The organism is Parapedobacter defluvii, from assembly GCF_014642075.1.
Taxonomy (GTDB): domain Bacteria; phylum Bacteroidota; class Bacteroidia; order Sphingobacteriales; family Sphingobacteriaceae; genus Parapedobacter; species Parapedobacter defluvii.
The window spans coordinates 244280-268708 of sequence record NZ_BMIK01000003.1 but is presented as its reverse complement, the minus strand read 5'-3'; the positions used below and the strand labels follow the sequence as shown (position 1 = coordinate 268708).

The following is a 24429-nucleotide window of genomic DNA, read 5'->3' as shown; positions in this document are numbered from 1 at the left end:
ACGTTATGAAGAAGGGATTTCTGATCAATATGCTGGCTCTTTTAGTTGCTTTCCAGGGGCTGGTTGCTAAAACAACGAACGAAGCTAAACCTATTTATTCATCCTATACCGGATTGGTGATGGCTGGTTACCAAGGGTGGTTTGCTGCGGAGGGGGATGATTCCAATCGGGGATGGTACCATTACCGCGGTAGGGGCGGTGTTTTTGAACCGGGAAATACCAATGTGGATTTTTGGCCTGATATACGCGAATATACGAAGACGTATAAATCACCATTTAAGTTTGCAGATGGACGGGACGCTTATTTGTACAGTCCGTATGACGAAGAAAGCGTAGATCTGCATTTTAAGTGGATGAAAGAATATGGCATCGATGGGGTACATATGCAGCGTTTTGTGGGTGAAATCAAAAACCCATCCGGGAAAAGGCATTTCAATAAAGTGCTTGAAAATGCGCTGAAGGCAGCAAAGAAATATGGCAGGGCGATCAGTGTGATGTATGACCTGAGCGGTTGCCGCGGTGAAGACATCGCATTGGTGGAGGCCGATTGGAAAGAGCTGGTGAAGACCTTCCAGTTGACAGATCCTTCGGTCAATCCTACCTACCTCTGGCACCGGGGAAAACCGATGATGACCATCTGGGGTGTGGGATTCAACGACCGCAGGCGCTATACCATCGCCGACGTGGATCGGCTGGTCGATCGGTTGAAGTCGCCCGAGCATAACGTTTCCATCATGCTGGGTGTACCCTACTATTGGAGCAGCCTCGGCCGGGACACCGAACCTTCCGCGGCGTTGCATACGCTCATCAAGAAAGCAGATATCGTAATGCCATGGGCTGTGGGGCGCTACAATAGCGAGACATTCAAACCATCAGTGGTAGCCGACGACATTGCTTGGTGTGCCGCCAATGACGTGGATTACGTACCATTGGTCTTCGCCGGGTTCACCTGGGGCAACATGCATCACGATCCAAAGATATATCATCAGATTCCCCGATTGAAAGGTGACTTTTTCTGGCAACAGGTGGTTGCTGCGAAGCAGGCTGGAGCCAAATCGCTCTATATTGCGATGTTTGATGAGATTGACGAAGGTACAGCGATTTTTAAAACGGCAAATGAAAAAGATACACCCCTCAATGGCAACGAGGGACTCCGTTTTGTCGGGATTGAAGACGATTTACCTACCGATCATTATTTGTGGCTTGCTGGTCAGGCAGGAGCGTGGATTCGCGGGAACGAAGGATATGGTATAAAGCGGCCCCAGCGATAAACACTTTACACGGCCGGTTTTCGTTGTTGCAATTTTTGACACAACAGTTAAACACGGTATGGATTTTTTGGCTAACTTGACCCGCCTTTAATTTGATGTCAGATTTAAGGTGACAAATTGCTAGTTAATCGATATACCGTATGGCAATGAAAATAGGTATTGCGGCCGATCATGCCGGTTTTGATCATAAGCGCGATTTAATCCGTCAGCTTGTCGAAGCAGGTTATGACGTGCATGACTACGGAGCGTTAGAATACGATCCGGCAGACGATTATCCGGATATCATCGTGCCGTTGGCCAATGCAATAGTCAACAAAGAAGTGGTACGCGGCATTGCAGTGTGCGGCAGTGGCGTAGGTGTGTCCATTGCAGCCAATAAAATACCAGGGGTGCGTGCAGCACTCGTCACCGATACCTATTCGGCTCATCAAGGCGTAGAACACGATGACATGAACCTGCTTTGTGTGGGTGGACGTGTCATTGGGCCGATGTTGATCTGGGAATTGGTGAGTGCATTTCTACGTGCTAACTACGATGGAGGCGAGCGTTTTGAACGACGTCTGCAAAAAGTGATCGCATTGGAAAATCGCTCCGGTCAATGAGGAAACAGCCAGGTAGCGTAATGAAGAACATGTTTTAAACCAAAAATGAAGTCAAGTAGAAAACTATCCCCCACAATTATCGTGATTTTCGGCGGAACAGGAGACCTTACCAAGCGAAAACTGATACCCGCTTTTTACAATCTATCTATCGACGGGTGGATGCCCGAGAAGTTTGCGATCATTGGACTCGGCAGAACCAAGCTGAACGACGAAGATTACAAGGGGCACCTATATGAAGGGCTGGTCGAATTTTCCCGCAAGGGGAAACCTGATGATGGGCAATGGGATCAGTTCAAGCCCACCATTTCCTATTTTGAGTCGAACATTAACGATGAGGCCGCCTACAAAGGTTTGGCAGCCAAACTGGATGCGCTGGATAAGGAATGGGGAATACGGGCTAATCGATTGTTTTACCTATCAATTGCTCCGCAGTTTATTGAGACGGCTACTCTCAACATCAGCAAACACAAATTGGCCAATGTGCCGGCGTCCGACCGTATCGTCGTTGAAAAGCCTTTTGGTTATAATAAACAGACAGCCGTAGCACTCAATCAATTGCTGGGCCGTACCTTTCAGGAAGAGCAGATCTATCGCATAGACCACTATTTAGGCAAGGAAACCGTACAGAATATTCTGGCTTTTCGCTTTGCCAATGCGCTCTTCGAACCGCTTTGGAACCGCAATTATATTGATTACATCCAGATAACCGTGGCCGAGCAGGTGGGGGTGGAAGACCGGGGAAGTTATTTTGAAAACTCAGGTGCCTTACGCGACATGATCCAGAACCACCTGTTGCAGGTGCTGTGTATGGTCGCCATGGAACCACCTATTTCCTTTCAGGCTGAGGAGATACGCAACCGGAAAGTGGATGTGATGCGGGCGATCCGTCGGCTACGGCACGAAGAGGTACATAAATATGCCGTGCGGGGGCAGTATGGTGCAGGTTGGATCAATGGCAAGAAAGTACCCGGTTACCGCGAAGAGGAGGGAGTGGATCCCCGTTCAAATGTTGAAACTTACGCGGCGGTACAGCTTTATATCGACAATTGGCGATGGCAGGGTGTGCCCTTTTACTTGCGTACCGGCAAACGGATGCAGGAAAAAACATCGTCCATCACGATCCAGTTCCGGCCGGTGCCGCATTCGACATTTTCCGCATCGCAGGCAGGTAACCTGATGCCTAACCGGTTAACCATTAATATTCAGCCAACGATGGATATCCGGCTGCGATTTACCGCAAAAAAGCAGGGCCTGGAGATGAGCCTCAATCCAGCGGAAATGGTATTTAACTACGATACCTGTTCAACCCAGACACCGGAAGCCTATGAGACGCTCCTATTGGACGCGATGCGGGGTGATACCACCTTGTATATGCGATCGGACCAGGTGGAAGAAGCGTGGGATGTAATTACCCCCATATTGGAGACCTGGGAAAGCAGAGATTCGCTGGATTTTCCCAATTATGCCGCCGGATCCTGGGGGCCTGAAAGCGCCGAGGCGTTAATTGCCCGTCAGGGACATATCTGGGCGTTGAATCTGCATACGTAGATAGATATTGCTGATTTGCAAAAAAGAAAAAATGGTTAGAAAATTCAACGATTTACAACAACTGAATACCGAAGCCGCAGAACTTTTTGTGAGGGCCGCGCAAACTGCCATCGCACAACACGGCCGTTTTACCGTGGCACTCACCGGAGGGACTTCTCCCGCTGGTTTATATCGGTTATTGGCTTCGTCGCCTTATCGCGACCAGGTACGGTGGGAACAGGTTTACATTTTTTGGGGCGACGAACGCTGGGTGCCACTTGATGATGAGCGGAGCAATGCACAGATGGCTTTCGAAACGCTGCTGTCGCATGTTCCTATCCCTCAATCTCAGATTTTTCCTATGTGGGCCGATGGCATCTCTCCTGATGACTTTGCGAGGGAATATGAGCAATTGTTACGGCTGCATCTTTCTTCCGAGGGGAGTTTTGACCTGGTTTTGTTGGGTATGGGGGCTGACGGTCACACGGCATCTTGGTTTCCACATACAGGGGTACTGCATGAATACGACAAATGGGTGGCGGCCTATTACCTGAATGCCCAGGATATGTACCGCATCACGCTCACCGTGCCGTTGGTCAACCGGGCAAATCAGATCATTGTCATTGCCTATGGCGCAAATAAAGCGAATGCATTATATGAAGTTTTACGGGGTGAACGGAATGCTGAACAGTATCCCGCTCAACTCCTTCCTACTACAGGCGATCGGATCACCTGGTTTGTGGATGAAGCTGCGGCGGAGAAGATTTAGTACGAGCACCTATTTCGTATTTGCAGATTTTTTATTTAGTTAAAAATGAATACTTTTGACAAAAGCAATTGTAAATAATATGGCGAAGTCAAAAGTTTCAAACAGCGAAATACTCACCTACCTTCAAGAGCGAAAGAAATCACTGAAGAAGGAGTTAGCGGAGGTAGAAAAAGTATTGAGTTCAATTGATGTCGAAGAAAAGCCGTCTGATAAGAAGGGCAAAAAGAAAAATAAAAAGAAGCTCGAGAAGGCCGTAAAGGCAATCCGAAAGAAGGTAGCAGAAGCTATTGACGGAGTTAAAAGCGTCTCGAAGTCGGCCGCGATTGATGCTGCCGAAGTTGTTCCTGTTCCCGATACCAAAAAGATCCGCAAACCACGCGTTGCAAGTAAGCCCGCGAGCGCTTCTGCGGTGACCACTGTTCCGGCTGTTGTGGAAGAGGAGAAAAAGTCACATGCTCCTGCTTTCGATCCAACTAGTACGATGGACGAAAAAATCCGTTATGCATTGGGTCAAAAACGCAACAGCACTAAAGAAGAACTGATTGAATACCTCAACGGTTTGGAACCTGATTATGGGCTTTCCAAACTCAGAAAAGTGGTGGCTTTCCGGCTGAATCACTTGTTGAAAACCGGAAAAATCAAAGGAAAAGAGAGCAAAGCCGGTATTCGCTACAGTTAATCGTCTGCCGTAAGGGTAGCTAAAAAGCTTACCACATCACGGATTTCACGTTTCGAAAGAATAGTTTTCATATCGAGCATGCTTGATGGAGAAAAGGTTTTCTTTTGAATTTGGTTTTGCGGAATTAGCTGATCGGGCCCCTGCCCCTTCCGGATTTTTACACCGCGCTCATCCTCACCTTGGAAGATGCCGGATAGGGTTTGTCCATCGTTTAGTTCCAGCACAACCACACCAAATCCCGGTGCGATGCGGCGGCCAGGATCGATAATTGACTCAAGCAGCTGCTCATGTGTCAGACGGTTTGCAACCCCGTTGAGACGCGGACCCGCATTACCTCCGCGATCGTCGTACGAGTGGCATCTCATGCATTGTGCCTGGGGATGCTGGAAGAAAATCGTCCGTCCCCGCTCCGGATTACCACCCTGGAGGCTGCTCGCATAGGATGCCAGCAGCTCATCGGGAGAGAAATGCTGACTAACAGAAGCATAACGTGCCATCAGCGCTTCGGAGTGGGTACTGTCTATGGCTTCACCCAATTCCAGGGAAACATCGCGGCTCAGCTGACCCTTTTCCATTTGATCCAACAAGCTACTGAACGTGGTTTGGGAGTTTTCAAGGGGCATTTTACCCAAGGTAAGAATTGCGGCTTGTTTTTCCTCCGTTGTTTTGGTCGCAATGACGTTGGTTAATAAGTCCACCATCACAGGTTTGGAAATCGTCATGTTTTCCAATAAGTCCAAACCGGCCACACGTACGGCTTTCTCACGGTCGGCAAGAGCCCATTTAATTGCCTGTTCCTGTTGTGGGGCTTCAAGTGCCACAAGCGCTTTCAGGCACTCCACCCGCATGGATGCCTCCCGGTCCTGTTGTAGGCCAGCCGCCAGTTCATCAGCCGCTTGACGGATTTGGAGTTTACCGATGGCCTTGGCGGCACTCAATTTGACGCTCAATTCGGCATCCGTGAGCAGTCGGGTGAAGACATCGGCAGTTTGTTCCCGTAACGCGTTCATGTCCCGTTCAATGGGACCTCTGTAGCGCCCGTCCACGCGATCTACCACGGAAGGCTTTGCCCAGGTGCTGATGGCATCCAGTGCTTCCTTACGCATGGTGGCCGGATGGGCATTCCCTTGTGCATATTGAATAAGATGTTGCAAGTTGTCAGGCTGACCTACCCGGAGATTGGCATTAATTGCCCTGCGGATCAGCGCTTCATTGGTATACGGAGTTTTGCCTAGTAAATCGGCGAGCGCAGGCAAAGCATCTTTGATAGACAGATCGTCATTAATCGCGCGTGCGGCTTCCGTTACAACGAATTCATCGGAATCGTTGAGAAAACGGGCAATGCCGGGATCGCTCATGCGTCGTAATGTCACGACAGCGGCGATGCGTAGCGCCCGGGAAGAATTACCTGCCAGCGCAACGATGGGCTCCGGTTTGCCGATACGTGCCAATGCCAGCGTACCGGCATGACGTAAAAAGGCGTCCTCGTCGTTATTTGCTTCCAGCATGGCGATGATGGGGGCAATGGCAGGTCCATATTGAATTCGTCCCAAGGCCTCGGCCGCAAAAAATCGCCCCCGGCTATTTTCGTCGCTTAACAAAGGTAAGAGCTCTTCTCCGGCAGCAGCATAACGCATATCACCCAGCCACTTGGCGGCTTGGGCGCGTATCTCCGGATCGGCATCTTTGAGCAGTGGCAGCAGCAAGCTGGCATATTGCATGTCTGTCCGTGCCAGTTGGCTGATTCCCCAGATCGCGTGCACACGGGCCAATTGATGGTCGGCCTGTGTCAGTGCCTGTTTGAAGATTTCCAATCCTTTTTTTCCTCGTTTTGCGAGCGCAAATTGGGCTTTTTGCCGGATACGCATATCGTCATGCCCAAGAAGGTTGCCCAACTCGGTATCATCCTTTTCGGCAAAGTCTATCGCTAACAGGCTTTTTACTTCTTCGCGGATGGCAGCTGAAGCACCGCTTTCGTCGTCCATCTTCCAGATACGGCCATAATTGTGTGTGTCCCATCCATCTATCCAATCGGCCACATACAGCGAACCGTCCGGTCCGAAGTCCAGGCCGGTGGCCAATATACCGCCTAAAATCTTTTTATGTTCGCCCAATTCGAATGTAGCGCCTTTGGGCTTCAGTTTGAAACTGTGAATCCCGGAGTTGGAAGGGCTTCCGACAAATTCGGCAATCAGGAAGGTGTTTTTGTAGTTAGGGCTGAGTGCCGTTCCGGGATTATAAACCAGTCCGGTAGGCCCGCTTACAAAATTATTGATACACGGCGTGATGTAGGCAGCTTGTCCCTCAAAGCGGGGAAGATACATCCGTTCATCCATCCAAACTTTATAGCTGTTATTATCGGGATCACGGTATTTGCCATATTGCCAGTTGCTGCGCCAGCCAGCGTCCGAGCCATTGACGATATAAACCAAGCGTTCTTTTTCACCGGGATGATCTCCGTCGTTGTCTTCACTGATGATGTTCCCGTATTCGTCAAACACAAATTGGTGTGTATTGCGCAGGCCATGGGCAAAAATCTCGAAATCGCTGCCATCGGGATTGGCACGGGCAATGACGCCGCAGTTAGGATATTCCCATTTTTGCCCATCGGGTCCGGTTCCGTTAAAACCAATGTCGCCGATTTGCCAGTATAGGCGCCCATCGGGCCCCATCTTTACACCGGACATGCCGTGGCCGGAAAAACCAACGTGTATGCCATAACCATGTGAAATGGATTCCTTTTCATCGGGGATGCCGTCCCCATTTTTATCCGTGAGCCGCCACAGGTCCGGGGCTACAGTTACGTAAAGATCGCTTCCATCCGCAAAGACACCCCCGGCAACATCGGTCACTTCCTCGTGGAAATCATCCACCACCAGTTGCGAACGGTCGGCCACCCCATCCCCAGAAAGATCCTCCACCCGGTATACTTTCTCCCGTTCCACGGTAAGGTCGCGCCAATCGTGCGAGCCATCGCCATTGAGGTCGGCAAGCCAGGTATTGCGGTTGCTGTTTTCGGGAGATAATTCGTGGCGCAGAAAATTCCGGCGATCTTCTACAGTTTGCAGGCTAATGGAAGGTATTTCCCAATCGCGGTGGCCCCGGATGTCAAATTCAGAATTTTTCTGCCGGTCTGTGGTGGTATAAAACAATCGGCCGTGATCGTCTACATCAATTGCAATCGGCGAAATGACCAAGGAATCAATACCCCACAGTTTCAGGGTAAGGCCGCTGTCCAATTCGGGGCTGATTTGGGTTTCGATCGCCCGCGCAAGCTCAGCGGTACGGGCTGGATCCATCTCCTTAACAGGAAGGTGGGACGTTTGGTTTTTACATGCCCATGCCAAGGTTGCTGCAAAAAAGATAACGGCGATTTTGTTCATAACAATTGTGGTCTTAACATTTCTTTGGATAGCGTCGCTAATATAAGGATGATCGGGAAATGAGCGAATAGTTAATGTGATTTTTACAATACGACAAAATCCTGAAAGGTTCTACGAAGTAAAACCAAAGGAAGTGCTCACCGAAGGTACCTGTGAAGCAAGCTTGAGTACCGCTAAAAACAAGCAGGTAACGAAAAATCCGTTGTTGCTCGCGAAGCGAGCCTTGCGGCTTAAAATAGTTTCTCGCTAAGACGCTAAGAAAGTCACTTCGCGGCTCTGCGCCTTTGCGAGAAAAAATGAAAAATGGAAATCTGTTGTGCACTCATATGACGACGGTTTATTTGGTGTTCGGTGGAAATGAAATATCTTTGCGCCCAAGAGCAGGCACATGAAAGAAGATATTCTCATACAGATCGCGAATCAGATCAAAGAACGTAGAAAAAGCAAAGGAATTACTGTGCAGGAACTCGCAGAGCGTGCGTCCGTAAGTAAAGGCCTGATTTCTCAGATTGAAAATAGTCGGGCCGTTCCGTCCTTAATTGTATTAATAGCAATTGTCAAGGCCCTGGACGTCGACCTAAATGTTTTTTTCAAAGAAATTGATACTGCGGAGTCGACAAAAACCATTCTGGTTAAACGCCGGGATGAATATTACTATTTTGAAAAAGAACAGGCATTGGGCTTCCGGTATCATCGGATATTTACCCGGAACATCGAAAAATCGACGGTGGATATTGTCCTGCTTGAACTTGAACCGAATGCCAAACGACCCATGGTGGAAACCGAGGCCTTTGAATACAAATACGTGTTATCGGGCGAAATCGAGTACCAGTTTGAACACGAAAACATTCGGTTAGGCGCTGGCGACTCGATGTTGTTCGACGGCCGTATTCCACATACGCCTAAAAATATCGGAGCCTACAATGCCGTCATGTTGGTTATCTATTTCTTTGAAAATTAACCAGCTAAGCACAACCCCAACGCCTTAAACCTTTCCTTTCCCGCATTTCAGGACCTCAACCGGCGATGCCGGTTTAATGATTTTTTAATTTTCCGGGTTTATTGACTTAATAAACATTGTTTAGTATTGCTTAACTTTTCTAAACAAGACAATGGTACTTTGGTAGTTAAGTATCGATACGATTAATATTTGTAAACGATTGGCGGATACATATGAATTATTTATTAACGAAAAAACGGGGCCGCTTCACGGCAATAAAACCCCATGTAGCAATTATCCCATTGAGTAACCTTTGGTATTAGTATTATGGAATTATTCCCAAAATTCTTTTGGAAAACGATTTTCAGCGTCATTGTGCTTCCCGCAGGCTTGATGAAGGTTGATGCACAAGAGGTCGTCCAGGTAGACAGTGTGCTGTGGCCGGTGCGGAATGGGGTAGAAAATCTTTTACAGGGCAGTACGGCCGGTCTTCGTGTGAAAAGTTGGTCAGGCGAGGCAGGTATACAATCAACCCTCAATCTTCGCGGACTGAGTATGGATCCGACCGACGAGTCAACGATGCCGATGATGATGGTCAACGGCGTACCAATCGTTGCGAGTCCTTCCAGCGTGACGGCGATTAATCCGTTGAGTTATTACACACCGGATCAAATTGAACGCATTGAAATCATCAAATCGATCGATCAACTGGCGGCTTATGGTGTATTGGCGGCAAATGGTGCCATCAACATCGTGCTGAAAGAAGGGCATACCGGACCATTAAACGTAACGGCATCCGCATTTGCCGGGACCAATTACTTAAATGATTTCAACTATCGGACGGACGCGTTCTACGATTTCAACACAACGGCACGACGGGAAGTATACCGGCGGGAAATCACACACAGCCAACAGGCCATCATTGACGGTGGCGGAGACTTCGGATCGTATTTGTTTGGGGTTACGAATTACCAGGATAACGGTGCCGCAGCGGAGACAAAGTTTACCCAGCAATCTTTGTTTCTAAACGCTACCTATCACATTTCCAATCAGCTTAAAGCTCAGTTTTACAGCAATTTGACATTAGCGAACCGGAAGGGTCGCTACGCCGGCGAATACGAACGCGGGCTACCTCGGCCGGTACTGAGGGATGAGGCGTTTTTTATGGACGACAATAAAAATACGGCTCAGCTTTCCTCGCTGCATTTAAGCTATCAGCTGGCTCCTGCGTGGTCTGTTTCGTCCTTGGCGGGCATATCCTACGAAGGTGCTAAACGTGATTTCTTTATCCCTTCAGACGTTTTGGACGGATCTGTCCGCGCGGCTAGTGCCGCCGTAAAACGGCAGTTGATTTCCGTCAACACGACAGTAAACTATCGGCACCGTTTTTCCGATCGGTTGGGGCTTTCCATGACGTTGGGTAATGAGGTACGGACTCTGGACAACCGCATCACGTCTGTTGATGGGAGCCGGAGTTTGGAGTATGGAGGGTCTAATTTCGTAAAAGTGGTGACCGGTTATAACGCTGGTCAGACCGATGCCTGGTCGGGTCACGATCGGGAGAACCTTCTTTCTTTCTACGGTTTGTGGAATGTTGATTTCAACCAGGACCTGAAAGTGAATGCGGCATTGCGTGCAGATGCAAGTTCATTGTATGACCGGAAATGGGGCTTTTATCCGGCCGCGGGAGCAAGTTATAGCTTTAAAAACACGTTGGAATTGCCGTTGACCGTTAGTGCTTCGGTGGGTAAGACGGGGATATTGTCCCGTCCGGAAGTATACCGGGGCGAATTGACGGCCTTTGGTGACTATTTCAGTGGCAATGAGCTGGGGATCGGTAAGCTGTACGCGGCATTCGAGGATGCCAAAAGTATCGATGTTTTCCAAGTTGACGCCGGCATCAGTTATGCGATTAAAGATGCACTGGTTTTGTCTGTCAACTACTTTGATAAGCGTTATTCGGATTTTACCTATCGGAGGTACCTATCCAACATACATGGCCTGGACTACCGGTACGAAACCGGCGGGAAACTGGCCTTATCGGGGGTGGAAGTGGAGCTGGATGGTAACCTGATCCAAAACGATCGATTCCAATGGACCGCCAATATCAACCTGGCATCCTACCGCAACACCGTAGAAGCCTTGCCGGAAGATCTTGGAAATACAAGTTTTGCATACCTGCAAGCACTGAAATCCGGAGATGCCCTTACATCGATTATTGCAACGGAAGGACAGCAGGCCAAAGTGATCGGCAATAGCGAAGCCAGTCTGTTCGGCGGGCTCACCAACACGTTCAGGTACAAAGGATTTACATTGGGCGTTGGAATCAACTATGCGCTGAATGCAGACGTAGCAGCCGAATCGTTTTCCAGTCGTTATACGGCATCGCAGGTAGATGGTGTCTTCCCCTTGAAAACCGCGGAGACACCGTATTATTTTGTGGAGGAGGATGCCGGGGGCAACACCGTCTATCAAGGCATCCGGTCCATTGAAGACGGCAGTTTCATCCGGTTGAGCAGAGCCGTGGTGTCGTATCAATTGCAATCCCTCCTTCGTGGCTTACCTATTCGGCAGGCCGAACTATTCGTGCGGGGAGACAACCTGTTGACATGGAGTACCTATAGTGGATTTAATCCGGAAGAAAACATAACCGGTATCCGGCGTATCGACCTTTCCAGCACAGGTATGCCGCTGCCGTCATCGGTTGTATTGGGTTTAAAACTGGTGCTTTAAGATGAATATGATGAACAAAACGAAACAACGTATAACGTATTGGCCGATTGGGCTGCTCTTGTTAGGAACACTGGCTTCGTGCAGTGATTACCTGACACTGGATGAATTGGATAATCGCACGGTCGCTGAGGGATACTATACGTCGACCCAACGGGTCGAGCAAGCGGTCATCGGCGGTTATGTTGATCTGCGACGGGCGCTGCTGACCAACCATGCTTGGTTGATGTACGGCGAAGCCAGGGCAGGGGAGTTGCAGGTTGAGGTGGCTTATTACCCGATGGTGGCCAACCAGCAACTGACCGTTGCCGACCGGCAGCTTGCCCGGCTAGCGGATTGGGAATATTTCTACGATGTCGTATACGATGCCAACGAAGTATTGCGCCTGATCGATGAGGTGAACAGTGACGTATTGTCGACTTACCACTATAACCTGTTTAAAGGAGAAGCCTTGGCGCTTAAATCGATGGCTTACTTTTACATTGCCCGGATCTGGGGCATCGTTCCGTCGGCTGAGAAGTCCGATTTCGGTCAGCCAATGGATGAGACATCGGCGGTTGAACGCGCAGCAGGATTTGCCCGCGAGGCGTACGGGTTGTTGCCCTGGATGCTACTTAACGATGACCAAATTGAAAGCGCCGCGGTTACTGCGGTAAGGTTTAATAAAACAGCGGCCGCAATCTTGTTAACGCAGGAAAATTTATGGCTTGACAACGACGTAGAGGCATACGAAGTGATGGCCGGCCTGGCGATCGAAGAGCGGGCAGACAGTCTGTCGGACTTTGGTCTAGCGATGGGCAAAGATGAGCGGGAAAACATCACAGAGGACCCACTGGGTAGCAGCATGGTCAGTATATCCGCAGCCAACCTGGCTGCTATTTATCCAGCAGGTGATGCAAGGCAGGGAACCTTATTCCGCCTATCGGCCGATGAAAAGAAAGCGACATTTATTGTCAGAGACCAGGAGCGCCTCGATCTGTTGACGAAAAATGAATGCTACCTGCTGTTGGCCGAGGCGGCTTGGAAAACCGGTAAGTTGGAGGAAGCCAGAATCCGGCTGATGGAAGCCGCCGATGGGGCAACGGAAGACTATAGTGAACTGGGCGAGGGGGAGTTTGCGGATGCACTGCTGCGCGAACGGCAACGGATCCTGATCGGAAGCGGACAACGCTTCTTTGACTTGAAGCGATTTAACAAGGTCAGTGCCTATCTCCCTGTTTTTTCGGAGGCCGATATCCAAAATGGCGCGGCTTATTGGCCGCTCGCCCAACGAAGCCTCAACGGAAACGGATTGACCCAACATTCCTACTGGTCACATGAATAATCAACACAACTGAATAGTGAAAAATTTGATCCAATGAAGACAATAATAACGCGGCTTGGTTTCTTCTTCGCAGTGGTCTTGTTACCGGCACTGGTCTGGAGCCAGGAGCTTCGGACGGGAACAGTGAGTGATCCGCAGGGAGCTCCCATTGGGGGCGTTACAATCAAGGTTAAGGGCACAAGCCAGGCAACGGTAACCGACGAAACCGGAACATTTAGGCTTCGGCTCAGGGCCGGAGACGTATTGGTCTATTCGTTTATCGGCTATAAGACCCGGGAAGTGACATTTAACAATGCGACGGATCTCGCCGTCCGGCTAGAGCCGGACAGCCAGTTGCTGGACGATGTCGTCGTAGTGGGCTATGGCTCACAGAAAAAGCAGGAGGTCACCGGGTCGGTAGCGACGGTGCAGATGGAACAGCTGACCGAAGGGCAGGTGGCCGAGTCGTTTGAATCGATGTTGCAGGGACGGGTTGCAGGGGTCAATATCCAGCTGAATTCCGGTGAGCCTGGCGCAACACCCACGATCATCATCCGTGGATTGGCAGCCGTGAGCCGCGACGACGCCTCGGCGGTATCGGAACCGCTGTATGTGGTGGATGGTGTGCCCATCATCTCGCGGTCCAGTGATGAATTTGCGATTACGAGTACAAACGTACTTGCCGATCTGAACCCCAGTGATATCGAAGAGGTGGTCGTATTGAAAGACGCATCGGCCGCTGCAATTTACGGATCCCGCGCGGCCAACGGGGTTATCCTGGTCACCACCCGGAAAGGGAAGCGCGGAAAGCCCCAGATTGATTTCAATGTGCGCAACGGCGTAAACCTCGTACCGCAACTGCGCGATGTAGCCGGTGGGGTGAAGGAACGTGACCAGGTATTGCGGCTGTATGAACTGTATGCGCCCTACGGTGTTTCCGCACCGAGCATGTATACCGATGTGACCAATCCATTTTACAAAAATTCATCCGATTGGCAGGACTACCTGTATAACACGTCGCTGACACAGGATTATAATGGATCCATCCGTGGAGCGGGTGACTTCGGGCAGTACAGCGTGAGCCTGGGATACATGGACAACGAAGGAATTCTATTCAATACCGGGTTCAAACGGTACAGTGCGATGACCAATACCAGCTTCAACGCGTTGAATAGCCGGTTAGTAATCAATAATACCCTAGCCCTGTCGCGGACGGACCAAAGCCGGAATCCAGATGTGCTTTCAAGTAACTACTCAACCTTGTTGCCGCTACCAAACAGTCCGCTGGTGAAAGGTGCCGATGTTTATGGGGTAGGATACAACGCCAATGTCAACGACCGGATCCGGTTCAGCCCGGATATCACCCTGAAAATCTTGAACGACCTGACCTACAAAGTCAGTTTAAGTCTGGAGTACACCCGGTCCATGCAGGATTCGTACAGCGAATCCAGGCGTACCCTGCGGGCGTCAAATAATAGCGGTGTGGGAGAAAACGCCAACCTGCTATTTCAAAATACATTGACATATGCACCTAAGTTTGGCGACGATCATAGCATCAGTTTGCTGGTCGGTCAAAGCGCTGAAAAGATCGAGTCAAAAATCACGAAGGTCAATAGCGTGGCGGCTGTACCTACCCTTTCGCACGCAGTCAATTGGTCGGGCGACAATAGCATTGGCTCCAGTGATTATACGGCCTCGACGCTCTTGTCTTACTTTAGCCGTCTGGACTACGCCTACAAGCAGCGGTACCTGTTCGGCGCATCGCTTCGTGCAGACGGCTCGTCCAAGTTCGGTCAGGCAAACCGCTGGGGAATATTCCCCTCCGTATCGGCCGGATGGAATTTTTCTGATGAAGCCCTGTTTGCCGGTTCAGATTGGCTGGAAAGTGGTAAACTGAGAGGCAGCTACGGCATTTCAGGCACCACCTGGGATAATAATTACCTGGCACTGGGCGTGATGGACGGCGGTTCGCTCGACCAATATAGCTCCTTACTGGAAATTACCTATGGCGGGGTAGCCGGCTTTACCCCTACCTGGTACGACGGCTTTAAAAACGAGAACCTGACCTGGGTAAAAAGCCAGATGACGAATATCGGCGTGGACCTGTCGTTGTTTAAGGGCAAGATCGGGTTTGTATTTGACGCCTACGAGAAATTGACCAAGGGACTCTTGCTCACCACAGCCCTGCCTACCACCTCGGGTTACAACGAAGTATACCGGAATGCGGCCGACGTGCTTAACCGTGGCCTGGAATTTACCGTAAATACCAACTTTGGAAGACAATCGAGCTTCCAGTGGAATATGGGACTCAATTTTGCCTACAACCAAAACCGGGTGGTGGGACTCCCCGACGGAAATGCCGATATCGTCAAGACCAGTACATCGGGGCAGGACTTCGGTTCCATCATCCGGGTAGGAACACCCCTCAATGGCTTCTTTTTCTACGAATCACAGGGCATTTATCAAACGGAACATGAAATCCCGGTGAATCCGAATACCGGACGGCGGCTAGTAGGTCTTCAGAACAAGAAGTTGGCCGTAGGTGACCGGAACTTCAGGGACCAGAATGGCGACTATATGATCGACGTGCAGGACCGTATTTATGCCGGTGACCCGAATCCGAAGTGGACCGGTGGGTGGACCAACGATTTTACGTATAAGAATTTTGGCCTGAGCGTCATTTCAGCATTTATGATCGGACGCGACGTAATCAACACCGAACTATTGGATAGGCTTAGCCTGGGTAAGGAATTCGCCGGTAACGGATCGCTTCCCAATTTTGATAATTACGCCATCTGGGAAAAAAGCGGCGACATTGCAACTTATCCGACATTGAACCCCTGGAATGATGCCTCCCAGATCGTCAGGTATGATTCGGAGTACATTGAGGATGGCTCGTACTTCAAAATAAAAACGGCCACACTGTCTTATCGCCTAGACAAAAAGCTCCTTGGGCGCATCCCGGTTGATAGAGCACGTGTGTACTGCACAGTGGATAACATCGTCACGTTCCAGCGGTATAGCGGCCCCGATGCCGAACTGATGACCGTCGATGGATTTGACAACTCTTCGGGTTATCCGATGCGCAGGATGGTGCTGTTCGGGATTTCATTTGGATTGTAAAAATTTCGAGGGGTATTAAAGAAAATCAAAAAAATGAGACGAAGACAATTGATTGTATGCTTGGCCGGGTTGGTATTGATGACCGGAAGCTGCCAGAATTGGCTGGATGAACTGCCGCTGAATACGGTGACTGAAGACCAAGCGTGGCAAAACGGAAGTGACGCCGAGGGCGCACTGGCGGCGGCATTTGCCATTTTCCGCAGGGCATTGGCGGGACTTACGAAAGACGATACCCCCGCCACTACACGCAACGGTGCGTGGGGAGACCATTATTTCTGGGGCGATGGCCGTTCGGGTGACTGGATTACACCAAATAATGACGGTGATTGGCAGGCTACGTTTGAAAATCGGCTAATCCAACGTACAGAGCTGGAACCGCTGACCAATTGGCGGTTGTTTTACCGGACGATCGAGCAATGCAATCTTGCCTTGGAGGAGTTGCCGAAAATAACCGAAAATTTCCCGGAAGCGCGTAAAAAGCAGTTGCTGGCGGAGGCACGGTTCCTGCGGGCCATGGCCCATTTTTACGCCGCCCGCGTGTGGGGAGACGTGCCAATCAACCTGACGGCCCGCAATGTGGAACCTTTGGGACGCGAGCCCCTTGATGCAGTGATGCACATGGTCGTTGAAGAAGCAGCCGCCGCAGCCGAGGATCTCCCCTGGGAATATGAAGGTACCCGGAAAACTGTAATGTCCAGAGGAACCAAGGGAGCCGCGTTGACGTTAAAGGCACATGCACACATGTGGCTGAAAGAATATGAAGAGGCGTCTAATACGCTCCAGGAGGTGATCGATTCGAAAGTCTTCCGGTTGGTGGCCGTCGATGAGTTCCGTGCATTGTTCGATACCGGGAATTCGGATGAAACTATTTTTCACCTGTACTATGACGAAAGCAAGGGCGAATTTTCGGATTACTATGGTCATATCATGACTTATTATCTGACCAATCCCTATACAGACCGGACTAATTTGACCCTGGCTGTGCCGAGGGAGCGTATCTTACAGATTTATCCCGACTATGCGCGCGACCGCTCGGACAAGCGGGTAGCGGCGTTCTTCGAGAGCGTCGATTTCTCCGTGAGTGGCACGGAGTTGCGGCCCATCCTTGCAGATCCGTTGCAGAATGGAGAACGGGAGATCATGTTTGCCAAATTCAGGAAGCCCAAAAACTTGTCGTATAGTCGTATGGATGCGCCGATTCCCGTTTTCCGGTATGCCGATGTACTGTTGCTGAAGGCCGAGGCCGATGCAAGACTGAACCGGATTCCCGATGCATTAGCCAACTTAAATGCGATTCGCCAACGCGCCGGCCTTGGCACATTCGACCGGATTGATCAACCGCTCGTGATCGAAGAAGTGCTGGAGGAGCGCCGCCGGGAACTGATCGGCGAATATCACCGGGTATATGACTTGGTCCGTTTGGGTCGGTTGCACGAATTCAATCCATACATCAGTGAAGCCGACGAGCAGATCGGAGCAGGCTTCGTTCCGGTTAGCAGAGAAGCTTTTGCAAACAACCCAAATATGACACAGACGGAGTATTGGCAATTTAATCAATAGCATACGATGGTACATTATATCACGAAATCATTCTTGCCCTTGGTAGTCCTCGCAGTCCTTTCTGTATCCGGTTGCAGCGACGACTATTTCGCAGACGGCGGAGTATCTCCGGAAAATGCCGGTGTTTTTGAAGGGTCGACCCTGGAATACCTGGAAAGCCACCCGGAAACATTTGACACACTGGCTACATTGATCAGGTTATGTGGGTTGGAAAATGCGATAAATCAGGAAGGAAATACCTTTCTGGCGCCCAAGGATTATTCCATCCATAACTATTTCAAGCTGAAGTTTGCAGAATTGGATGCCTGGCCGGCATCCCTTTCCGATATCGGTGCCGAAGACCTTACGGAGATCGGACAAACTATCAAAAACTACATCATCCCTGACCGGAAAATCATCCGGAGCGATTTGCAGACATCTTATAGCTACATACCCACCTATGGCGGGGGTAAGGCCCGGTTTAACCTGGTCCGTGAGGATTACCTGGGAAATGTCAACATGGGCGCACAGGCCATCGTGTTTTCCCTGAATGTGGCAGAAGAAGGTCAGAAGGAACAGTATCAATCGGTACGCGTGGTCGTGTCAGACTTGCAGTCAGCGAATGGGGTGATTCAGGTATTGGATTCGGATACGCACATTTTTGGGTTTAATTAATCGAACGAATGCAAAGCACTAAAAAAATAATAAATCGGCTCTACAGCGGCACGCTGTTTACGTTCGGGCTGTTTATGATGGTTAGTTGTGTAGACATCCCCAAAGAAGGGAGCATTGCCCCTGACATCAACTACCGGAACCGAAAGCAACAGGCCGTGGCAGGGCTGGCGCAGTCAATCGGGGATTTTCAGGTATCTACATCGACGTTACCGCTGTATTTCGAGATCGCGAACATCACCGAAACGAATGGCAACGACGTATCGGCCCTGCTACAGGAAATTCCGGTAATCCAGTATACCAAACCCATCGTCGGCGACGAGACGGACGAAGAGCTTGCCCTTAAGACAGACACGGCGCGGGTTCCGGCGGTTACCATTAATCAGCACACCGGACGCCTCCAGATCCTGGAAGGGAATAACATCCGGGCAGGGGAATATCATTTCGATATCAAAGTGTCCAATTCATCTGGGACAAGGCTGTTGAAGGACGCACTCGTCATTGAGTTTGCCGAATATGAGCTGAAATCCTGGTCGGGAATGACAAAGGCTCCGGAGATCGAACGCGTTGGCGATGCCCCCAATCAGATCCTGTTTGTCGGTTACCGGGATGGTGTACCCCTCCACGGCAACCGGATTGATTTTACCCAAAGCCGGGCATTGGGATTTAAAGGAACCTTCGTGGACGATACCGAACAAGGTGAAATCTGGAACGTCGACTTTCCCGTCAAGGAGTCCACGACCTACTGCAATTGGAAAGTCACGACAAACGAAGGGGGGGCCGAGACCGATACGTATGAAAATGCGGAATTCAATTTCGTGTTGGGTCGCGAGGGAAGTTATGTAATTCGGCTATATAAATAAATATCACGGAATGAGAACGTTTTTGAGATTTTCCATGGTGGCACTGACCTTGAGTATCGGGATATCCGGGGTATCATGGGCGCAAACCAATGGAACAAAGAAAATTTTGGTGATTGGCGTCGATGGAATCATCAATACCGCCATAGACTATGCGACAACACCCGGTATTGACAAATTGATTGCCGATGCCTCTTATAGCATGAATGGCTTCAGCGGCGTACCGGCCTATGCGTCGACGGGTTGGGCCACACTGCTGACCGGGGTTTCGGTAGGCAAACACCAGGTGGCTTCGAATCACTCTTTTGAAGGCAACCAGTTCAACCTTTACCCATCGGTGGTAACCCGTATCAAGTCGGCCAATCCCGGTATTTCGGTAGCGTCCGTTGTACGTAACGCATCGATCAACGATTTACTGAATGGCGCGGCCGACGAAAAGTTTCATTTCGCTTCCGACGAGGAGGTCTTTGCCAAATCGGAAGAGCTGTTGCAACAGGCCGGTGTCGATGTGCTGTTTGTGCAATTCAGCAGTCCGGAGGAAGTCGGCGAAGATGCGGGATTCCAACTACGGGAGGCGCGGTACGTGCAGGCGATCCAAAAGATCGACGAATATGTTTCGAAGCTGCATGCGGCCATCCAATCGCGGCAAAATTATGCGGATGAGGATTGGGCCATTTTTCTAGTGTCGTCCCATGGCGGAACAGAATCCGGTGCATACACCAATAACAGCGAAGAAGAGATCAATGTACCCATCATTCTTTCGGGTGCCAATCTGGATAACAAGGAGCTGGTCGGCACAGCATTGAGCCCCCGCGAAAATGCAGACAATGTACTGGACATTCGTAAAAACCCGTCGGGCGATCGTACCTACATCCGGGTTCCCATTGCAGGAACCGCCTTGCAGGGGATGGAGCGGTATACGATTGAGCTTTGGGTGAAAGCAGGCAGTGATAACAGCAGCGACCCATCCATTATGGGCGATAAAGATTGGGATTCTGGAGGCAATCCCGGGTTTATCCTTTGTCGGAGCGGATCCACCTGGAAAATCAATTTTGCCAACCAGAAAAGCGAGCGGTATGACATCGGTTCGAGCAAGCCGATCGAGGACGGTCGCTGGCATCACCTGGCGGTGACGTTTGACAAAACCAAGGAATGCCGTGTCTATCAGGATGGTGAGTTGGTAAACTCTTCGCCGCTCACTTACAAACCCGAGGACAACATGACCTCGCCGTATACTTACATCTGCTTTGCCCAAGAGGGGACTCAACAGTACAGTGGGGGAAGCCCGAACTGGTCGGGAGCGTTTAACGAGGTGCGCATATGGACCGACGTGCTTTCTACCGAGACGATCAGGAGCTACATGTATTTGCGAAACGTGGAAAATAGCAACCATCCCAATCTATCGTCGTTAAACCTCTACCTGAAGCTGGATGAGACACGGGGTAATCAGATCCGCGATTTCAGTGGCAAGGGCCATCATGGTGAGCTGGTGGGCAATGCCACACAGCGCCACCCGTACTATCCCATCGGCCTTACCGACGTAGCCGTCAACATCATGGGACATTTGGGGCTGAACATCGATGGCAGTTGGGGATTGGAAGGAAACGCGTTGAAGTCCAATGTCCCTTACCGTCTATTTAAAGTGAACTAATCCTCCGAATACAATGCGAACACAACTTATTTTTAAACGCAGCCTATTTGCCCTGGTGGTGGTGTGCTGCCTGGCCTTGGGGGCCTGCGAGAAGGATCTCGTGCGCGACCACGGGCTGAATGCTGAACAGCTGGTCGCCGGAAGGCTGGACGGCACGTGGGGAGATCCGACGGCAATCGTTACGCCTGACGACATTCCCGGTGAAATTTTCGGAAACATGCGTTTGGTGTTTACAACCGACGCCGATGGATATCCGGCGCAATTTTCCGCAAAGGATTGTCCGATTGTCTTTGGGTCCGCGGCGGGAACTTGGTCTGTTACCGGAACAGCGGATGCCGCACAAGTCGCCTTGTCTGAGGTAGGGCCAGTTGATGAATTCACGATCAACGTATCCGCTACCTCGTTGACGCTTTCATTTTACATGGGGTGGGAAAATACTGATACGGGCGAAAAAGGAGAAGGCGATTTCAGCGTGACACTGACAAGGAAATAATGGGGAGGCAATCCTAGCCTTTTGAAGAAGAACTAATAATATGATCAAATATGAAGACAAACAATTACAGGGATAGGCGGGCGCGGCTGACGTTGATCGTTGCGGCGTTGGCTTGCCTGAGTGCGTGCAAAGAAGATTTTGACCACACCATCGACACGGCGAATCCCACCGTTATCAGTTATAACCCGGTATCCGGGGTGGAAGGTGTTGCGATTGATAGCAGGCTGATATTAACATTTGACGAGTTTGTCAAAAAAGGCAAGGGCAACATTACCATCACCGGGGAATCGGGCAGCATGCAGGTAATCGATGTCACTTCCGATAACGTGACAATCGGGGAAGATGAGCGGATTGTCACGATCGTTCCATCGGAATTCAACGCGGATGAAGCGTATTCCGTCACATTGGACCGGGGTATCGTAATGGATCTGTTGAACAATGAATTCATGGGGTTGCCCGAGGGCACTTCCTGGACATTCACCACCGCAGGAGAAAGCGGTCTGCCCTTACTATCCATGGTGCCGGAAAATGGGGGCACAGAGGCATCGCTGTTTGACCTTCACCTGGCATTTGCCTCAACAGTCAGCAAGGGCGACGGAAATATCCGGATTTTCGGGCCGGATGGCAACACGATCACCGATTTACCCGTGGCCAGCCAGCAAGTAGTAATTAATGGCGGTGAAGTAGCCATTAATTTACCGGCACCACTTGCGTTTGCCACGGATTACCGCGTGACCATCGATGAAGGCGTTTTTGTCGATATCAATGGCAAAGCATTTAAAGGGTTTGACGAAGCATCGCCTTGGGCATTTACGACTACGGCAGGCAGCACCGACGATGTGGTGGTTTATCTGCCTTTGGATGACGACCTGACCGATGCCAGCGGCAATAAATTCGATGCTAAATTGGGAGCGAAGGCGACGGCAGAAGCAGGCTTTGTGCAGGATCCCATCCGCGGTAAAGTCGTCGAGTTTAGAGCCGGGTCCTATGCGGTCTTGCCCAGGCACGATTTGTTGCGGCCCTCAGCTACCCAAAACTTCAGCATCAACCTTTGGGTCAAACTTCAGGGAATCGGTTCTGACCCCGTCTTGTTTTCGAATTCCGATTGGGATAGCGGAGGTAATCCGGGATTGGTGCTATGCACCGATGGCGGCGCTACCTATAATGGTACGCCGGAAACCGGGAGAGGCTGGATCGTGAAAGTGGCCGGCAGTGATGCAACCACCAGTACCCGTATCGATTGGCGGGCAGGGCAGACCAATCCGCCGGCTCCTGCATTGTCAGACAATGAGTGGCACATGGTTACCATGGTGATCAACCAAACCGAAAAACGGTTGCAGGTATATATTGACGGTATCGCCTATGCACAGGAAGGGAATCCCTCCAGTGACGACCTGAGTACACTTGTCGGGCCATTATGGGATGAGGTCAACGACTATCCATTCACACTTTGGGAAGGCGGAACCGGCGATTACAATGCGGGTGACGATACCCGTAAGGCGCTGACCGGCTTTATGGACGAACTGCGCCTCTATAAAAAAGCGCTTACAGCGGCGGAAGTGGCCGCATTGTACAACGATTAACTGATAAAAATAGCGATGATTAAGCAGGTTTTTCAATTTTGTATGTTACTGATGGCTTGGCAGGCAGGGTTTGCCGCAGATAAGCCAAGCTTCGTTGTGCTTCCCTATTTGCAGTGGGCTACCCAGACGAGCATAGTGGTCAAGTGGGAAACGGAGCATCCGACCGCAGGATGGGTGCAATACGGACCCGCCGAGTTTGACGCAAAGAAACCCAATCTTTCACGCATGAGTAGCGTTGATGCCGATACGGCTTTCCATACCGTGCAGCTGACAGGTCTACAGGCGCAGACCGAGTACTTTTACCGGACAGTGAGTGTAAGCCAGCAAGGCGATACCCTTTATAGCGAAGTGTATCCATTCAAAACCGCGGTAAACGAGGGTACCCCGATCGGCTTTATTGTGTTTTCCGATTCACAGGGAAGGCCCAATCCAAATGTGTGGGGCCAGATTGCTACGCTGGCTGAGTCGGAGCGGCCCGATTTTGCCGTCCACGCCGGAGATCAGGTAGACAATGGCTATCGTCTCAGCGATTGGGTAGGGCAGTTCCTTCCGCAGGGACAACCGTTTATGAGCAAGTATGCTGTCTATGCCACGCTCGGTAACCACGAGCGGGATGCACCGTACTTCCATAAATACCTCGGCCATCCCGAAAACAAGCGGACCTTTACCGTGACCTATGGAAATACCCAGGTCATCTTCTTCGATTCCAATCAGGATCTATCGGTCGGTAGTGAACATTACAAGGAGTTGGAAGCCGAACTGGCGAAATCGACTGCCCGGTGGAAGATTGTGGTCCACCACCACTGCATTTATTCGTCGGATAACGACGATCATGGCAATACCCAAGTGGGCAAGTCCACATTAGGCATCCCAGAATTAGCCCATTTGCCGGCGTTGTATGAAAAATACGGCGTGGATCTGGTATTCTACGGCCACGTTCATACCTACGAACGTACCTGGCCGATACGGAACAACGGGGTGGATAATCGCAATGGAATCACCTATATACAGATCGGCGGTAACGGCGGTGGTTTAGAGACACCGGCACCGCTGCGCTCGTGGTTTACAAACAAACTGAAATATGGACATCACTTTGGCTACGTGCGCGTGGCAGGAGATGAATTGCATTTTCAAGCCATTGACATCCACGGACAGGTATTTGATCAGCTCTTATTAAAAAAACAAAGCCAGTAATCGCCCTAAATTTAAGCGGGGTGCCTTGTTCGTTCAAGGCACCCCGCTTTTGTGTTAACGATTTCTTAATTCCAATTGCAGATTTTGTTAATAAACAATGTTTAGTATTG

General features: G+C 50.4%; 17 protein-coding genes. 16 read left to right on the top strand and 1 reads right to left on the bottom strand.

Going from position 1 to position 24429, the window contains the following annotated elements; genetic code table 11:
• Positions 1-5: 5 nt before the first annotated feature.
• The 5 genes from IEX60_RS07550 to IEX60_RS07530 all read left to right on the top strand — a co-directional run bounded on the left by IEX60_RS07550 (position 6) and on the right by IEX60_RS07530 (position 4848).
• A complete protein-coding gene (locus tag IEX60_RS07550) occupies positions 6-1271 on the top strand; it encodes a glycoside hydrolase family 99 protein (RefSeq protein WP_188749102.1) in 1266 nt (421 codons plus the stop codon).
• 140 nt (positions 1272-1411) lie between these two features.
• Positions 1412-1873, top strand: a complete 462-nt coding sequence (locus tag IEX60_RS07545; RefSeq protein WP_229717465.1) for an RpiB/LacA/LacB family sugar-phosphate isomerase — start codon at positions 1412-1414, stop codon at positions 1871-1873.
• A 45-nt stretch (positions 1874-1918) separates the two neighbouring features.
• Positions 1919-3421, top strand: a complete 1503-nt coding sequence (gene zwf, locus IEX60_RS07540) for a glucose-6-phosphate dehydrogenase (RefSeq protein ID WP_188749100.1) — start codon at positions 1919-1921, stop codon at positions 3419-3421.
• Positions 3422-3452: 31 nt separating this feature from the next.
• A complete protein-coding gene (gene pgl, locus IEX60_RS07535) occupies positions 3453-4169 on the top strand; it encodes a 6-phosphogluconolactonase (protein ID WP_188749098.1) in 717 nt (238 codons plus the stop codon).
• A 79-nt stretch (positions 4170-4248) separates the two neighbouring features.
• A complete protein-coding gene (locus IEX60_RS07530) occupies positions 4249-4848 on the top strand; it encodes a hypothetical protein (RefSeq protein WP_188749096.1) in 600 nt (199 codons plus the stop codon).
• On the opposite strand, the gene IEX60_RS07525 is transcribed toward IEX60_RS07530, so the two are convergent.
• Positions 4845-8231: a HEAT repeat domain-containing protein gene (locus IEX60_RS07525; protein WP_188749094.1), complete on the bottom strand. Its 3387-nt coding sequence runs from the start codon at positions 8229-8231 to the stop codon at positions 4845-4847. The two genes, IEX60_RS07530 and IEX60_RS07525, sit on opposite strands and share 4 nt — an antisense overlap.
• 388 nt (positions 8232-8619) lie before the next feature.
• Between IEX60_RS07525 and IEX60_RS07520 the strand changes: the two genes are divergently transcribed.
• The 11 genes from IEX60_RS07520 to IEX60_RS07470 all read left to right on the top strand — a co-directional run bounded on the left by IEX60_RS07520 (position 8620) and on the right by IEX60_RS07470 (position 24319).
• Positions 8620-9192: a helix-turn-helix domain-containing protein gene (locus IEX60_RS07520; RefSeq protein WP_188749092.1), complete on the top strand. Its 573-nt coding sequence runs from the start codon at positions 8620-8622 to the stop codon at positions 9190-9192.
• Between the two features lie 306 nt (positions 9193-9498).
• The gene (locus tag IEX60_RS07515) at positions 9499-11904 is read left to right on the top strand and encodes a TonB-dependent receptor plug domain-containing protein (protein WP_188749091.1); all 2406 of its coding nucleotides are present in this window, start codon (positions 9499-9501) and stop codon (positions 11902-11904) included.
• A 1-nt stretch (position 11905) separates the two neighbouring features.
• The gene (locus IEX60_RS07510; RefSeq protein ID WP_188749089.1) at positions 11906-13225 is read left to right on the top strand and encodes a RagB/SusD family nutrient uptake outer membrane protein; all 1320 of its coding nucleotides are present in this window, start codon (positions 11906-11908) and stop codon (positions 13223-13225) included.
• A 33-nt stretch (positions 13226-13258) separates the two neighbouring features.
• Entirely contained in the window at positions 13259-16327 is a 3069-nt protein-coding gene (locus IEX60_RS07505) for a SusC/RagA family TonB-linked outer membrane protein (protein WP_188749086.1), read from the top strand.
• A 33-nt stretch (positions 16328-16360) separates the two neighbouring features.
• Positions 16361-17887, top strand: a complete 1527-nt coding sequence (locus tag IEX60_RS07500; protein WP_188749084.1) for a RagB/SusD family nutrient uptake outer membrane protein — start codon at positions 16361-16363, stop codon at positions 17885-17887.
• A gap of 6 nt (positions 17888-17893) precedes the next feature.
• Positions 17894-18541, top strand: coding sequence for a fasciclin domain-containing protein (locus IEX60_RS07495; RefSeq protein WP_188749082.1), 648 nt, complete (start codon positions 17894-17896; stop codon positions 18539-18541).
• An 8-nt stretch (positions 18542-18549) separates the two neighbouring features.
• The gene (locus IEX60_RS07490) at positions 18550-19401 is read left to right on the top strand and encodes a DUF5007 domain-containing protein (RefSeq protein WP_188749080.1); all 852 of its coding nucleotides are present in this window, start codon (positions 18550-18552) and stop codon (positions 19399-19401) included.
• Between the two features lie 10 nt (positions 19402-19411).
• Complete coding sequence (locus tag IEX60_RS07485) at positions 19412-21049, top strand: LamG-like jellyroll fold domain-containing protein (protein ID WP_188749078.1); 1638 nt, start codon at positions 19412-19414, stop codon at positions 21047-21049.
• A gap of 13 nt (positions 21050-21062) precedes the next feature.
• Positions 21063-21542 carry a hypothetical protein gene (locus IEX60_RS07480; protein ID WP_188749076.1) on the top strand — a complete coding sequence of 160 codons (480 nt, stop codon included), beginning with the start codon at positions 21063-21065 and terminating at the stop codon, positions 21540-21542.
• Positions 21543-21592: 50 nt separating this feature from the next.
• Positions 21593-23125: an Ig-like domain-containing protein gene (locus tag IEX60_RS07475; protein ID WP_188749074.1), complete on the top strand. Its 1533-nt coding sequence runs from the start codon at positions 21593-21595 to the stop codon at positions 23123-23125.
• Positions 23126-23140: 15 nt separating this feature from the next.
• Entirely contained in the window at positions 23141-24319 is a 1179-nt protein-coding gene (locus IEX60_RS07470; protein WP_188749072.1) for a purple acid phosphatase family protein, read from the top strand.
• The last annotated feature ends 110 nt before the right edge of the window (positions 24320-24429 follow it).

Bases quoted from the DNA above. Each gene is read 5' to 3' on its own strand.
- IEX60_RS07550 (WP_188749102.1), top strand. From the start codon at position 6: ATGAAGAAGGGATTTCTGATCAATATGCTGGCTCTTTTAGTTGCTTTC.
- IEX60_RS07545 (WP_229717465.1), top strand. From the start codon at position 1,412: ATGGCAATGAAAATAGGTATTGCGGCCGATCATGCCGGTTTTGATCAT.
- zwf (WP_188749100.1), top strand. From the start codon at position 1,919: ATGAAGTCAAGTAGAAAACTATCCCCCACAATTATCGTGATTTTCGGC.
- pgl (WP_188749098.1), top strand. From the start codon at position 3,453: ATGGTTAGAAAATTCAACGATTTACAACAACTGAATACCGAAGCCGCA.
- IEX60_RS07530 (WP_188749096.1), top strand. From the start codon at position 4,249: ATGGCGAAGTCAAAAGTTTCAAACAGCGAAATACTCACCTACCTTCAA.
- IEX60_RS07525 (WP_188749094.1), bottom strand. From the start codon at position 8,231: ATGAACAAAATCGCCGTTATCTTTTTTGCAGCAACCTTGGCATGGGCA.
- IEX60_RS07520 (WP_188749092.1), top strand. From the start codon at position 8,620: ATGAAAGAAGATATTCTCATACAGATCGCGAATCAGATCAAAGAACGT.
- IEX60_RS07515 (WP_188749091.1), top strand. From the start codon at position 9,499: ATGGAATTATTCCCAAAATTCTTTTGGAAAACGATTTTCAGCGTCATT.
- IEX60_RS07510 (WP_188749089.1), top strand. From the start codon at position 11,906: ATGAATATGATGAACAAAACGAAACAACGTATAACGTATTGGCCGATT.
- IEX60_RS07505 (WP_188749086.1), top strand. From the start codon at position 13,259: ATGAAGACAATAATAACGCGGCTTGGTTTCTTCTTCGCAGTGGTCTTG.
- IEX60_RS07500 (WP_188749084.1), top strand. From the start codon at position 16,361: ATGAGACGAAGACAATTGATTGTATGCTTGGCCGGGTTGGTATTGATG.
- IEX60_RS07495 (WP_188749082.1), top strand. From the start codon at position 17,894: ATGGTACATTATATCACGAAATCATTCTTGCCCTTGGTAGTCCTCGCA.
- IEX60_RS07490 (WP_188749080.1), top strand. From the start codon at position 18,550: ATGCAAAGCACTAAAAAAATAATAAATCGGCTCTACAGCGGCACGCTG.
- IEX60_RS07485 (WP_188749078.1), top strand. From the start codon at position 19,412: ATGAGAACGTTTTTGAGATTTTCCATGGTGGCACTGACCTTGAGTATC.
- IEX60_RS07480 (WP_188749076.1), top strand. From the start codon at position 21,063: ATGCGAACACAACTTATTTTTAAACGCAGCCTATTTGCCCTGGTGGTG.
- IEX60_RS07475 (WP_188749074.1), top strand. From the start codon at position 21,593: ATGAAGACAAACAATTACAGGGATAGGCGGGCGCGGCTGACGTTGATC.
- IEX60_RS07470 (WP_188749072.1), top strand. From the start codon at position 23,141: ATGATTAAGCAGGTTTTTCAATTTTGTATGTTACTGATGGCTTGGCAG.